At 71.0% G+C, this 13548-nt stretch carries 11 protein-coding genes and 3 pseudogenes; 7 read left to right on the forward strand and 7 right to left on the reverse strand.

Annotation, left to right across the window (positions count from 1 at the left end):
- Positions 1-21: 21 nt before the first annotated feature.
- Both glp and galU read right to left on the reverse strand, forming a co-directional pair.
- Positions 22-1373 (reverse strand): annotated as a pseudogene (gene glp / locus M4D82_RS14180) (molybdotransferase-like divisome protein Glp).
- Between the two features lie 4 nt (positions 1374-1377).
- Positions 1378-2280, reverse strand: a complete 903-nt coding sequence (gene galU, locus M4D82_RS14185) for a UTP--glucose-1-phosphate uridylyltransferase GalU (RefSeq protein WP_249766393.1) — start codon at positions 2278-2280, stop codon at positions 1378-1380.
- Between the two features lie 93 nt (positions 2281-2373).
- Between galU and M4D82_RS14190 the strand changes: the two genes are divergently transcribed.
- A complete protein-coding gene (locus tag M4D82_RS14190; protein ID WP_502988926.1) occupies positions 2374-3033 on the forward strand; it encodes a 5-formyltetrahydrofolate cyclo-ligase in 660 nt (219 codons plus the stop codon).
- Here the strand turns inward: M4D82_RS14190 and M4D82_RS14195 are convergent.
- Entirely contained in the window at positions 3017-5926 is a 2910-nt protein-coding gene (locus M4D82_RS14195; protein WP_249766394.1) for a penicillin acylase family protein, read from the reverse strand. The genes M4D82_RS14190 and M4D82_RS14195 overlap by 17 nt on opposite strands.
- 279 nt (positions 5927-6205) lie before the next feature.
- Here M4D82_RS14195 and M4D82_RS14200 point away from each other — a divergent pair, with 279 nt between their 5' ends.
- The 6 genes from M4D82_RS14200 to mscL all read left to right on the forward strand — a co-directional run bounded on the left by M4D82_RS14200 (position 6206) and on the right by mscL (position 12169).
- Positions 6206-7666, forward strand: a complete 1461-nt coding sequence (locus M4D82_RS14200) for a potassium/proton antiporter (RefSeq protein ID WP_249766395.1) — start codon at positions 6206-6208, stop codon at positions 7664-7666.
- A 466-nt stretch (positions 7667-8132) separates the two neighbouring features.
- On the forward strand, positions 8133-9419 hold the full coding sequence (locus tag M4D82_RS14205; protein WP_249766396.1) for an MFS transporter: 1287 nt from the start codon (positions 8133-8135) through the stop codon (positions 9417-9419).
- Positions 9420-9550: 131 nt separating this feature from the next.
- A complete protein-coding gene (locus M4D82_RS14210; protein WP_249766397.1) occupies positions 9551-9865 on the forward strand; it encodes an FmdB family zinc ribbon protein in 315 nt (104 codons plus the stop codon).
- Positions 9866-9973: 108 nt separating this feature from the next.
- On the forward strand, positions 9974-10807 hold the full coding sequence (locus M4D82_RS14215) for an S-methyl-5'-thioadenosine phosphorylase (RefSeq protein ID WP_249766398.1): 834 nt from the start codon (positions 9974-9976) through the stop codon (positions 10805-10807).
- A 384-nt stretch (positions 10808-11191) separates the two neighbouring features.
- A complete protein-coding gene (locus tag M4D82_RS14220; RefSeq protein ID WP_349637115.1) occupies positions 11192-11551 on the forward strand; it encodes a hypothetical protein in 360 nt (119 codons plus the stop codon).
- A gap of 123 nt (positions 11552-11674) precedes the next feature.
- A complete protein-coding gene (mscL, locus tag M4D82_RS14225) occupies positions 11675-12169 on the forward strand; it encodes a large conductance mechanosensitive channel protein MscL (RefSeq protein WP_249766400.1) in 495 nt (164 codons plus the stop codon).
- Positions 12170-12182: 13 nt separating this feature from the next.
- On the opposite strand, the gene M4D82_RS14230 is transcribed toward mscL, so the two are convergent.
- The 4 genes and pseudogenes from M4D82_RS14230 to M4D82_RS14245 all read right to left on the reverse strand — a co-directional run.
- Positions 12183-12467 (reverse strand): hypothetical protein, encoded by a 285-nt coding sequence (locus M4D82_RS14230; RefSeq protein WP_249766401.1) that lies wholly within the window; start codon positions 12465-12467, stop codon positions 12183-12185.
- Between the two features lie 37 nt (positions 12468-12504).
- Positions 12505-12897 (reverse strand): MFS transporter, encoded by a 393-nt coding sequence (locus M4D82_RS14235; protein ID WP_249766402.1) that lies wholly within the window; start codon positions 12895-12897, stop codon positions 12505-12507.
- A 64-nt stretch (positions 12898-12961) separates the two neighbouring features.
- Positions 12962-13102 (reverse strand): annotated as a pseudogene (locus M4D82_RS14240) (4Fe-4S binding protein); the annotation flags it as partial.
- Positions 13103-13110: 8 nt separating this feature from the next.
- A pseudogene (locus M4D82_RS14245) lies at positions 13111-13498 on the reverse strand (MFS transporter); the annotation flags it as partial.
- Positions 13499-13548 lie beyond the last annotated feature (50 nt).

The following is a 13548-nucleotide window of genomic DNA, read 5'->3' on the forward strand; positions in this document are numbered from 1 at the left end:
GCTACCGCCACCGGGCGGTGGTCAGCCGAGCAGGATCACTTCCAGCTCGGTCCCCGGCTCCACGGAGGTGACGTCCTCCGGTACGACGATCAGCGAGTCGGCGTGGGCCAGCGCGGCGATCAGGTGGGAGCCGGATCCGCCGACGGTGGCGACCGTCCCGGTCTCCCCGTCGTAGGCGGCGCGCAGGAACTGTCGGCGGCCGGCCGGGGAGCCGATCGGCTTGTCGGCGACGAGCGCGGCCCGCACGGACGGCCGGCTGAGCGCGTCCGCCGGCAGGCCCATGAGCGCGCGGATCGCGGGGCGCACGAACAGCTCGAAGGAGACGTAGGAGGACACCGGGTTGCCGGGCAGGGCGAGCAGCGGGGTGTGATCGGGGCCGACGGTGCCGAAGCCCTGCGGCTTGCCGGGCTGCATGGCGAGCCTGCGGAAGTCGACGCCGCCGGGCGCGACGTCGTCCTCGCCGCCGGGGAGGGTGGTCAGCGCCTCCTTGACGACGTCGTACGCGCCGACGCTGACGCCGCCCGTGGTGACCAGGAGGTCGGCGCGGATCAGCTGGTCCTCGATGGTGGCGCGCAGGCTGTCGGCGTCGTCCTCGACGGCGCCGACGCGGTAGGCGATGGCGCCGGCATCGCGGGCGGCGGCGGCCAGGGCGAAGCTGTTGGAGTCGTAGATCGCGCCGGCGGCGAGCGGTTCGCCGGGCTGGACCAGTTCGCTGCCTGTGGACAGGACGACCACGCGGGGGCGCGGTCGGACGCGGACGCTGCCGCGTCCGATGGCGGCGAGCAGCGCGATCTGCGGCGGGCCGAGGACGGTGCCGGCGGCCAGCGCCAGGTCGCCGGCCTGTACGTCGCTGCCGCGCGCGCGGACGTGGGCGCGTGCCTCGGCGGCGCGGTGGACGCGTACCTCGCCGCCCGCGCCCTCGGGCGCGGCGCTGGCCGGGTCATGCCGGTGGCGGCGCCGGCGCCCGTGCCGCCGTCGGTCCACTCGACGGGGACGACGGCTTCGGCGCCGGGGGGCAGCGGGGCGCCGGTCATGATGCGGGCGGCCTGGCCGGGGCCGACGGTGGGCAGTTCGCCGCTGCCCGCCGCGACGTCGCCGATGACGGCGAGCACCGCGGGGAACTCCTCGCTCGCACCCTGGACGTCGGCCGTGCGGACGGCGTACCCGTCCATGGAGCTGTTGTCGAAGGGCGGGAGGGCGACGGGCACGGTGACGTCCTCGACCAGGACACAGCCCTGGGCGTCGAGCAGCTGGAGCTCGATGGGCTCCAGCGGCCGGACGGCGGCGAGAACGTCCGCGAGGTGCTCGTCCACCGACCACAGGCGGTGGTGGTCACCCGCCTGCCGTGGATGCTGCGGCGCGGAACTGCTCAAAGTCCTACATCTCCTCCGTGACGTAACGGTGAAGCCAGGTGCGGAACTCCGGGCCGAGGTCCTCCCGCTCGCACGCGAGTCGGACGATGGCCCGCAGATAGTCCCCGCGGTCCCCGGTGTCGTAGCGGCGGCCCCGGAAGACCACACCGTGCACCGGGCCGCCCACGCTCTCGTCGGCGGCCAGCTTCTGCAGGGCGTCGGTGAGCTGGATCTCCCCGCCGCGGCCCGGCTCGGTCTCCCGCAGTATGCCGAAGATCGCCGGGTTGAGGACGTAGCGTCCGATGACGGCGAAGTTGCTGGGCGCCTCGGAGGCGTCCGGCTTCTCGACGAGGCCGGTGATCCGTACGACGTCCGCGTCGTCGGTGGGCTCCACGGCGGCGCAGCCGTAGAGGTGGACGTTGGCCGGGTCGACCTCCATGAGCGCGATCACGGTGCCGCCGGTGCGGGCGTGGACGTCGACCATCTGCCGCAGGAGCGGGTCGCGGGGGTCGATGAGGTCGTCGCCGAGGAGGACGGCGAAGGGTTCGTCGCCGACGTGCGGTTCGGCGCACAGGACGGCGTGGCCGAGGCCGCGGGGGTCGCCCTGGCGCACGTAGTGCATGGTGGCGAGGTCGCTGGACTCCTGGACCTTCTTCAGGCGGTCGTCGTCGCCCTTGGCGATGAGGGCGGATTCCAGCTCGTAGTTCCGGTCGAAGTGGTCTTCCAGGGGTCGCTTGTTACGACCCGTGATCATGAGTACGTCGTCCAGGCCGGCCGAAACGGCTTCCTCGACCACGTACTGGATGGCCGGCTTGTCCACGACGGGCAGCATTTCCTTGGGGGTCGCCTTGGTCGCCGGAAGGAACCGAGTGCCGAGGCCCGCAGCCGGAATGACGGCTTTCTTGATCACGGGGTGCGACTGAGTCATGGGCAGAACGATAGTGGGTCGCGCCGAACCCCCGGTCCGTTCCGGTGAATACGCCCAGGTACATACCAATAGCAGAGGATATGTGACACGACTGTGACACAGCGCCCGCCCTCCCCCGCCGCCGAGCCCGACCCCGAGCCCCACCGCGAACCCACCCCGGAGAAGACCGCGCTGCGCCGCGAACTCCTCGCCGCCCGCCGGGCCCTGTCGCCCGAGGCCAGGCGTACGGCGGCCCGCGCGCTGGCCCGCACCGCCCTCGCGCTGCCCGAACTGACCGACGCGCGCACGGTGGCCGCGTACGTCTCCGTCGGCGGCGAACCCGGCACCCGCGACCTGCTCGACGCGCTGCGCGCCGCCGGCAAGCGCGTGCTGCTGCCCCTGCTGCTGCCCGACAACGACCTCGACTGGGCCGCGTACGAGGGTCCGGAGAGCCTCGCCGAGGCCGCGCACCCGGGGAAGATGCGCCTGCTGGAGCCGGCCGGGCCGCCGCTGGGCCCGCGGGCCGTCACCGAGGCGGACGCCGTCCTGCTGCCGGGGCTGGCGGTGGACCGCCGCGGGATGCGGCTCGGGCGGGGCGGGGGCTCGTACGACCGCGTGCTCGCCCGGCTGGAACGGGCCGGGGCGCATCCCGCGCTGGTGGTGCTCCTCTACGACGAAGAGGTGGTCGCGCGGGTCCCGGAGGAACCGCACGACCACCCCGTCCAGGCGGTGGCCACCCCCTCGGGGGTGGTGCGCTTTACGGCTTCAACGTGAGCGTCTCGACCGTCGCCTTGTCCACGGCCTCCTTGCCGAAGGGCCAGTCCAGCAGCTCGCCCTTGGCCCAGAGCGTCGTCTGGTCCGTGTAGTTGGAGTGGTAGGCGTGACCGGAGGCGCCGGTGAGGTTGATCCAGCGCGACTTGTCGAGGTCGTTGAGGTTGACGACCATCCGCATCGACGGCACCCAGGTGACGTCGTAGCCGCTGGCGGCGTTCCAGCCGGTCGCGTTGACGGTGGCCTCACCGCCGCCCAGGTTCCACGGGCCGCGGTTGAGGAGCCACTGCATGAAGCCGGGGCCCTCGGTGCCGATCGTCTGGTTCTTCAGCGTCAGCTGGTGCAGTCGACCCCAGCTCCAGGTGGACTGGTCCTTGCCGAGCTTGGCGGTCAGCTCCCAGCGGGCGTCCTCCATGGCCCGCGCGAACAGCTCGTCGCGGGTCGTGGTCTCCTTCTCGCCCAGCTTGCGGGCCGGCGACTTCCACCAGGGCGACTTCTCGTCCTTGACCAGCCGGCGGACCACCTCGAACCAGCGGTCGCCACCGTCGGGCTGCGCCGAGTCCGGGCCGCGCTGGCCGCATTCGCGGACGATGTCGGCGAGGTCGTCGTTGGGGCCGGTGGGCTCCTTGACGTTGACGCAGCTGCCGTCCACCCGCAGTTCCTTGGGCATCTTGTCGCCGAAGGAGAGCTTCAGGATGTTGCGCCACACCGCGTTGAAGTACGCGGCCGCCGCCGAGTCGGGCTCCTGCGTGTAGTTCCAGCCGTCGAGGAGCTTCTGCGCCGAGCGCACGTCCGGGTCGGAGACCTGGATCTTGGCCAGCATCGGGGTCAGCAGCGCGGCGATCTCGCTGCTGTTGTCCATCTGCATGGTGCGCATGTCGTCGGTGGAGATCTTGCCGTTGTCCTTGATCTTCGCCTCGATGAGGTCGTTGATCCGCTGGCTGCGGGCGCCGTAGCCCCAGTCGGTGGTCAGGACGTACGGGTACTTGCCCGCGCCGGTGCCGGACTCGGTGACGGCCTGGTTGGCGGTGACGATGTAGCCGCGGGCCGGGTTGAGCTCCCAGGGCATCTCGCTCTGCGGGATGTAGCCCGCGTTGCCGTCCTTGCCGCCCTTCCAGGCGTACTTCGGGTCCCAGCCGGGCGCCGGCATGCGGCCGTCGCCCTGGGTGCGGATCGGGATGCGACCCGGGGCCTGGTAGCCGATGTTGCCGGTGGCGCCCTTGTTGTCGGCGTAGATCAGGTTCTGCGAGGGGACCTCGAAGTCGGCGGCCGCGGCGCGGAAGGCGTTGAAGTCCTTCGCGCGGTTCAGCTTGAAGATCGCGTCCATCGACTTGCCGGGGTCCAGGGCGGTCCAGCGCAGGGCGATGGCGTAGCCGTTGCCGCGGTCGGGGGCGGAGCTGGGGACGGGGGCGCGGGTGCCGACCGTACCGAGTTCGTCGCTGCGGTCGGAGACCAGCGGTCCGTTGTTGGTGCTGCGGACGGTGATCTTCTTGCTCGCGCCGCCGGCGACCTTGATCTCCTCTTCGCGGACGGTGAAGGGGAGCGTCTTGTTGTCGTAGACGTATCCGTCGGGCTTGATCTGCTCCAGGTAGAGGTCGGTGACGTCGGCGCCGAGGTTGGTCAGGCCCCAGGCGATGTCGGTGTTGTGGCCGACGACCACGCCCGGCATGCCCGAGAAGGTGTAGCCGGCCACGTCGTACTGGCACTGCGCCGAGACCGCGCGGCAGTGCAGGCCCATCTGGTACCAGACCGAGGGCAGCTGCGGGGAGAGGTGCGGGTCGTTCGCGAGGAGCGGCTTGCCGGTGGTCGTGTACTTGCCGGAGATCACCCAGGAGTTCGAGCCGATGCCGCTGCCGTTGGGGCCGAGGATGGCGGGGATCTCGTCCAGGGTCTTGGCGAGGGAGGTGAGCTGCGTACGCAGGCCCGCGCCGGCGCCCTGGGCGGTGGAGTTGCCGGCGAGGCCGGTGCCGGTTCCCGTGCCGGTGCCGGTGCCGGTTCCGCCGGTGGCGTTGCCGGTTCCGTTGGCGCCCGTACCCGTACCGGTGGAGCCGGTGCCGGTGCCCGTCGAGCCCGTGCCCGTGCCCGTGCCCGTGCCCGTACCCGTGCCGGTGGAGGCGCCGGGGGTGCCGGCCGGGGCGTACTTGCCGCCCGCGACCGTGCCGCCCTCGACGATCGGCTTGTTCCGGTCGAAGGGGTACGGCGGGTACAGCTCGTCGATCTGCTGCTGCGAGAGCGAGGAGGCCATCAGCGAGCGGTCGATCTCGTCCTGCATGTTGCCGCGCAGGTCCCAGGCCATGGCCTTGAGCCAGGCCACCGAGTCGACCGGCGTCCACTGCTCGGGCGCGTAGCCGTCGCTGATCTTCAGGGCGGCGTGCTCGACGGAGAGGTCCTTGCCGGACTTCCCCTTCAGGTACGCGTTGACCCCGTCGGCGTAGGCCTGGAGGTACTTCTTCGTCTCGGGTGAGAGCTTGGTGTCGTACTCGGCCTGCGCGACCTGACGCCAGCCCAGCGTGCGCAGGAAGGCGTCGGTCTCCACCTGGCCGGAGCCGAACATCTCCGACAGGCGGCCGGAGGTCATGTGGCGGCGTACGTCCATCTCCCAGAACCGGTCCTGCGCGTGGACGAAGCCCTGCGCGCGGAAGAGGTCCTCGTCGTTGTCGGCGTAGAGCTGGGGGATCCCGTGCTCGTCGCGCTTGACGTCGACGGTCCCGGTCAGGCCGGGGACCTTGAGGGAGCCGGTGGTCTGCGGGAAGGAGGCGCGCACGGTGTCCACGCTCCAGTACGCGCCGTAGCCGAGGCCCGCCAAGAGCGCCAGGACCATGACGAGCACGAGCAGGCGTGCGCGTGCGCGTCGTCCCTTCTTCTTGACGGGAGGTCCGGATTCTGTGGCGGGCATCGCTGTCCTTAGAGGGGCAGGGTGGTCCTGGCAGTACTGGGAGCAACCATAGGCGCAGGACCGCCCTCGTTGATCCGCCAGGGGTCGAGCTGCCGAGGACAGGGGTCGGCGGGCGTTTCACAATGTGAGGAGCGCGTCAAGGAATCGTCAATTATTAGGTAAGGTAACGAAGTAACTTGCCGACCGCGCCCGCGAGGATCGATCCGCTGCGGCGCTTCGAGGAAGGGCCGCCCGCTGACTGTCCACACGCTCAATGAGCTTCTGCTGGTCTGCTCGCTCGTGCTGCTCGTCGCCGTGGCGGCGGTGCGCATCTCTTCACGCAGCGGTCTCCCCAGCCTGCTCATCTACCTCGGCATAGGCATAGCGATAGGCCAGGACGGCATAGGCAACGTCGTCTTCGACAACGCCGAACTGACCCAGGTCATCGGCTATGCCGCGCTCGTCGTGATCCTCGCCGAGGGCGGTCTGGGCACCAAGTGGAAAGAGATCAGGCCGGCGCTGCCGGCGGCGACCGTGCTGTCTTTGGTCGGCGTCGCGATCAGTGTGGGCGTGACGGCGGCGGGCGCGCACTACCTCGTGGGGCTGGAGTGGCGCCAGGCGCTGCTGATCGGCGCGGTCGTCTCCTCGACGGACGCGGCGGCCGTCTTCTCGGTCCTGCGCAAGGTCCCGCTCCCCGCGCGGGTGACGGGCGTACTGGAGGCCGAGTCGGGCTTCAACGACGCTCCGGTGGTCATCCTGGTCGTGGCCTTCTCGACGGTCGGACCGGTGGACGAGTGGTACGTGCTGCTCGGCAAGATCGCGCTGGAGCTGACCATCGGCGCCGCGATCGGCCTGGCGGTGGGGTTCCTGGGGGCGTACGGACTGCGGCACGTGGCCCTGCCCGCCTCGGGTCTGTACCCGATCGCGGTGATGGCGATCGCGGTGACCGCGTACGCTGCCGGCGCGATGGCGCACGGCTCCGGCTTCCTCGCCGTGTACCTGGCGGCGATGGTGCTGGGCAACGCGAAGCTGCCGCACTGGCCGGCGACGCGGGGGTTCGCGGACGGGCTCGGCTGGATCGCGCAGATAGGCATGTTCGTGCTGCTGGGTCTGCTGGTGACCCCGCACGAGCTGGGGCACGACTTCTGGCCCGCTGTGATCATCGGATTGGTGTTGACGATGGTGGCGCGGCCGCTGGAGGTCTTCGTCAGCCTGCTCCCGTTCCGCCTGCCGTGGCAGGAGAAGACCCTGATGTCGTGGGCGGGCCTGCGCGGCGCCGTGCCCATCATCCTGGCGACGATCCCGATGGTGTCGGGGATCGAGGGCAGCGACCGGGTCTTCAACATCGTCTTCGTGCTCGTCGTCGTCTACACGCTGGTCCAGGGGCCGACGCTGCCGTGGCTGGCGCGCAAGCTCAACCTCCGGGACACGGACGAGACCGCCGCCGACCTCGGGATCGAGTCGGCGCCGCTGGAGAAGCTGCGCGGTCACCTGCTGTCGTTCGCGATACCGGACGCCTCGCGGATGCACGGGGTGGAGGTCGGCGAGCTGCGCCTGCCGGCCGGGGCGTCGGTGACGCTGGTGGTGCGGGACGGGAAGAGCTTCGTACCGATGCCGACGACGGTGCTGCGGCGCGGTGACGAGCTGCTGGTGGTGGCGACGGATCCGGTGCGCGACGCGGCGGAGGCGCGCCTGCGCGCGGTGGCGCGCGGCGGCAAGCTCGCGGGGTGGCTGGGGACGGGTGGAGGGGCGCCGCTCTAGGCGGCACCCGGGTACGCGACGTGACTTTGTGTGACGAGAAAGCCGTGTGGGCGGCGTTTCTTTCGGCCACAGTTCGTCCGGAACGAAGATTTTCCGTTAGAACGCCGCTCTAATTTGGCCATTTTCGGTGGCATGTCGGCGCGATTGCCCCCATATCAAGGGGCATGGAATGCGAAGCTCCAGTTAATCGCAGGTGAAGACACGAGTTGTCAGGGTAATCACAGGGCGTGGTAGTGGATCGCCCTGTACGATGAAGGCACACCAGATCGAACCAACTCTGCCTGACGCAGAGCTGGCGCGACCGCAAAGCGGCCGTGGCACCCTCCCGCAGTGGGCGCCCAGGTATCACTCGGTTCTGCGCAAGAGGACAGCTCTCGGGGCTCCCACATGTACGGGTCGGTCGCTCACAAGGCGGCCCATCGTCCGCAGACGGGGACGCTCTACCAGGCAGCGGAAAGGCCAGGCCGTGACATCCGCGGTCACGACCGACAAGTCCGCCACGTCCACCCGCCCCGGCTACGGGCAGCTCCTGCGCACGCCCGGCGCCCTCGGCTTCGTCCTCCCCGGCTTCGCCGCCCGCCTGCCCTTCGGCATGCTGACCATCAGCATCCTGCTGCTCGTGCAGCACGTGACCGGCTCCTACGGCGACGCCGGCATCGTCTCCGCCGTCACCGGCGTCTCGATGGCCCTCTTCGCCCCGGTCATGGGCAAGCTCACCGACCGCCGCGGCCAGAGCGCCGTCCTCGTGCCGGTCGTCCTCGTCCACGCCACCGCGGTCTCCGCTCTGACCGCGCTGGCGCTCCTCGGCGCCCCCCTGTGGGCGCTCGCGCTGGCCGCCGTCCCGGCCGGCGCATCCGTCCCGCAGGTCGGCCCGATGGTCCGCTCCCGCTGGGCCGCCAAGCTGGAGGGCTCGCCGCTGCTGCCGACGGCCGCCGCGTTCGAGTCCGTCACCGACGAGTTCACCTTCGTCGTCGGCCCCGTGCTCGCCACCGCGCTGTGCACCGGCATCCACCCTGCCGCCGGTCTCACCACCGAAGCGGCCCTGACGCTGCTCGGCGGCCTGTTCTTCGCCGCCCAGCGCGCCACCGAGCCGAAGGTCGTCGCCCCGGCGGCGAACGGCGAGAAGCACGCCTCCGCCCTGTCCTTCCCGGGCCTGCGTGTCCTGATCGTCGCGTTCCTCGGCATCGGCGCCGTCTTCGGCGGCATGCAGATCTCCCTCACCGCCTTCGCCGCCGAGATCGGCAACCCGGGCGCCAACGGCCTGCTCTACGGCATCTTCGCCGCGGGCAACATGATCGCCGGCATCGCCATGGGCGCCATCGCCTGGAAGATCGGCCCGCGCCGTCGCCTGATCCTCGGCTACATCGGCCTCACCGCAGCCGCCTCGCTCCTGTGGGCCGCGCACTCGGTGATCCTGATGGGCGCGCTCGGCCTGGTCGTCGGTCTGTGCATCGCGCCCGCGCTGATCACCGGCTACACCATGATCGAGCAGCTCATCCCGGCCGCCGCGCGGACCGAGGCCTTCACCTGGCTGACCGGCGCCGTCGCCTTCGGGCAGGCCGTCGCCGTGATCCTGGCCGGCCGCCTGACGGACGCGCACGGGTCCTCGTACGGCTTCCTGGTGCCGCTGGTGGCGACCGCGCTCGCGCTGGCCACGCTGCTGACGCTGCGCGCGAAGCTGGCACCGGCCCGTGCGACCCGCGTGATCGCGCGCGGCGAGGTGAGCCGCGAACTCGCCTCGGCCGGCAAGTGACGGGCGCATCGGCGCCCGCGCCGGCCGCTGCCTCTGCGGCAGGTGACGCATGTAACTCCTGCCGGGAGGCAGCAGCGGCTACTATGGACGTTCATTAGCACTCGTCGAGCGAGAGTGCCAGGAGGAAATTCGTGCCGACCTACCAGTACCAGTGCACCGAGTGCGGTGAGGGCCTTGAGGCCGTGCAGAAGTTCACCGATGACGCGCTGACCGTGTGCCCGAACTGCGACGGACGCCTGAAGAAGGTGTTCTCCGCCGTCGGCATCGTGTTCAAGGGCTCCGGTTTCTACCGGAACGACAGCCGTGGCGCGTCGTCGAGCAGCACGCCTGCCTCGAAGTCGTCCTCGTCGTCGTCCGCCACGTCCTCGACGACGTCGACGGCCGCTCCGGCCGCCTCGTCCTCCTCGACGTCGGCCGGCACGAGCAGCTCCACCTCGGCCGCCTGAGGCTGACGCCAGAGGCAGTCGACCCGTGCGTTTCCCGTAAGGCCACGTGAGGCCCCGTACGCCCATGTGGGCTACGGGGCCTCCCGCATGCCCCGTTAGGGTGGCGCCATGGTGAACGCAGAGATCGGCGTAATCGGCGGTTCGGGCTTCTACTCCTTCCTGGAGGACGTCTCCGAGATCCAGGTCGAGACCCCGTACGGCTCCCCGAGCGACTCGCTGTACGTGGGCGAGCTGGCCGGCCGTCAGGTGGCCTTCCTGCCGCGCCACGGAAGCAGCCACACCGTGCCGCCTCACAAGATCAACTACCGGGCCAACCTGTGGGCACTGCGCTCCGTCGGCGTCCGCCAGGTGCTGGGCCCCTGCGCGGTCGGTGGCCTGCGGGCCGAGTACGGGCCGGGCACGCTGCTGGTGCCCGACCAGCTGGTCGACCGTACGAAGTCCCGTGCGCAGACCTTCTTCGACGGCGAGCCGCTGCCCGACGGCAGCGTCCCCAACGTCGTGCACACCACCTTCGCCGACCCGTACTGCCCCGTCGGGCGTTCCGTCGCCCTCGCGGCGGCGCGGGGCCGTGACTGGGAGCCGGTGGACGGCGGGACCATGGTCGTCATCGAGGGGCCGCGGTTCTCGACGCGCGCCGAGTCGCGCTGGCACGCGGCGGCCGGCTGGTCGGTGGTCGGCATGACCGGGCATCCGGAGGCCGTCCTCGCGCGCGAGCTGGGGCTCTGCTACACGTCGATGGCCCTGGTCACGGACCTGGACGCGGGCGCCGAGACCGGTGAGGGCGTCTCGCACACGGAGGTGCTGAAGGTGTTCGGGGAGAACGTCGGCCGGCTGCGCGAGGTCCTCTTCGACGCGGTGGCGGCGCTTCCGCCGACGGATTCGCGCGACTGCCTGTGCACGCACGCCCACGACGGCTGGGACCTGGGCATCGAGCTGCCGTAGCGTGCCTGGCCGGCGCGGCGCTGCTGCTGACGCGGCCGGCACTCTGGGCTCCGGCGCGCCGTACGGCCACCCCTGAGGGTGACGGAGTTATCCACAACCTGGGGATCGTCCACAGGCGCGGACGGGATCCGGCGAAAAAGCGGACGGTGGGAGATGTCCGGGCGCCTGCCCGGACATCGGCTCTCGACCGACTCGGCGGTGACCGTCATGTCCAGGACCTCTCCCTGCTCCCCCTGTTCTCCCTCTTCCCCCGCCTTCTCCTCCTCTACGTGTCCCCCCGCGCGGCCCGTCCCCCTCTTCCCCCCGCTCCGCGTGGGCCGGGGCGCGGGGCGGCTGCGCCGCGCGGTGCGACGGAGGCGGCGGGTCACCTCGGCCGGCTTGGCGGTGGTCGCGGCCGCCCTCGCGGTGGGCGGGACGGAGGCGCGGGCCTCGCGCGGCGCGCCGCCCGCGCCGGAGGTGAAGCCACCGCCGGCGGTGGTGCGGATGGTGTCGGCCCCGGTGCGCATCGCGGACGCGGCGACGGTGCGGCTGCTGCGCGCGGGAGATCGCGTGGACGTGGTGGCGGCGGAGCGTGGCGGTCCGCCGAAGGTGGTGGCGGCCGGGGCGCGCGTGGCCGAGGTGCCGGTCGCGGACAAGGACGGCGGGGACGGCGGGGCGCTGGTGGTGCTGTCCGTTCCCCGGGATACGGCGCGCGCTCTGGTGGGTGCGGGTGCTGTGGCGCGGCTGGCGGTGACGTTGTGCTGATTCGTACAGAGGCCCAGTCACGTCACCTTGGCGTGGGCGACGATTGGACACGTCGTGCGTGGACTGCCGTAGTTTTCGGAACTGTTGGTTCCGTGTTGGGCAGTTCCGAAGAAGGGCTCAGTGATGAGCGAGAAGAAGGAGAGCGTCCTGGCGGGCTTCAAGGCCTTCCTGATGCGCGGCAACGTGGTGGACCTGGCGGTGGCCGTGGTCATCGGCGCCGCGTTCACGAACATCGTGAACTCGATCGTGAAGGGCATCATCAGCCCTCTCGTGGGTGCCATCGGCACCAAAAACCTGGATGTCTACACCTCGTGTCTGAAAGCACCCTGTGGGGTCGACGCGAAGGGCGAGCCGACCGGCGTGAACATCATGTGGGGCTCCGTGCTCAACGCCACGCTGACCTTCCTGATCACCGCGGCGGTCGTGTACTTCCTGATGGTGCTGCCGATGGCCAGGTACCTCGCCAAGGTGGAGGCACGCCGCAAGGCACGGGAAGGCGTCAAGGAGACCATCGAGATCACCGAGCTGGAGGTCCTCAAGGAGATCCGGGACGCCCTCGTCGCGCAGCGGGGGGCGAACGGAAGCACCAGGACGGCGGGGACGCGCGACGCGTTCTGACCGTTCCGCCGGTTCAGATGTGGTGCGGGGGCTTCTCGTCGAGGAATCGGGCCAGGTCGGCCGCGCTTCCGCCGGCGGGCGGCCGCTCGCCCCAGCCCCGGTCGGTGTCGTCCGAGGACTGTTGGTCCAGCGGGTCGTCGAAGACCAGCCGGGGCCTCGGCCTGGGCTTGGGCTTGGAGGCGGGCTCCGCGGGCCGCGCGGACTCCGGCGGGGTGGACTCCGGCCGGCTGGACTCCGGCTTCGCCTCGGCCGCGGCTGCGGGAGTGGGCTGCGGGTCGGAGGCGGGGGCGGTGCTCATGCCTCAAGAGTACGGCCGCCCCCTGCCCCCGTCCGGCTCAGCCGGGAGCCTCGGCGCCCTTGCGGGCGTAGAACCACCAGCAGACGGCAAGGCAGGTCGCGTAGAAGCCGGTGACGGCGCCCGCCTCCATCTCCGACTGCTTGAGCGCGGCCGCCTGCTCCTGGGGGCCCTGGCCTTGGGCCTGGCGCGTGTGCTGATCCCCGAAGATCACCGGGATCTGTCGGAACGTCGAACCGTTGCCCGGGCCGGAAAAGGCGAAGGCGAAGGCCGCCAGGAAGCCGGTGAAGAAGGCCCAGACGTTGCCCTGGTTCCCGGAGTGGGCAAGCGCGAAGATGACGACGACCAGCGCCGCCGCCATGCCGACGAAGGACAGCATGGCCACCTTGGCCCCGCCGATCCCGTCGGAGAGCCGGCCGCCACCCCAGCGCATCAGCGCGCCGACGAGCGGCCCGATCCAGGCTTAGGTCGTCGCCTGGTAGCCCTGCTCCTCGAAGGGCGACGGACCGGCCGGGCTCGGGGTAGTCGAGGTGGATCATCGATTTGCCCCGGTGGGAGTCGCATTCGCGGCAGGCGGAGACGCAGGCTTGACACCCGATGCAGCGGCCCGCGTCGATGAAGACGGTGCGGCCCATCATGGCGGCGTCATCCGCATCTCGTAGCCGGGACCCGAGCCGGTGGCGGAGGTGAAGGTGAACCAGCCCCAGATGAGCGGGAAGGTGATCGCGGCGGCCGGCAGGCAGCCCCGGGAGATGAGCCGGTGGGCGGCCCAGCGTGAACGGGAGCGGGCGCCGGGGAACTTCTGGAAGCCGAGGTAGGTCGCGATCACCCCTCGGCAGGGCGGTGGGCGCCTTCTTGAAGTTGGCGGCCGAGAAGAAGCTGCGGACGATCGCGGCGATGAGCAGCAGCGACGCGATGACGCCGGTCAGGGTGGCCCGTACGGTGACGGACCGGGTGGGGGCCGGCGGCGGTATCTCGGGTGGCCCTGGGGATGGGGGCGGCGCTTCGGCGAGGACTTCTGCGGGCTCGGGCACAGCACCACGCTAGGTGGTAAGGAAAAGTTTGGCCCGTTATGTAGACCTTT

The sequence above is a fragment of the Streptomyces sp. RerS4 genome (assembly GCF_023515955.1).
In the GTDB taxonomy this organism is placed as follows: domain Bacteria; phylum Actinomycetota; class Actinomycetes; order Streptomycetales; family Streptomycetaceae; genus Streptomyces.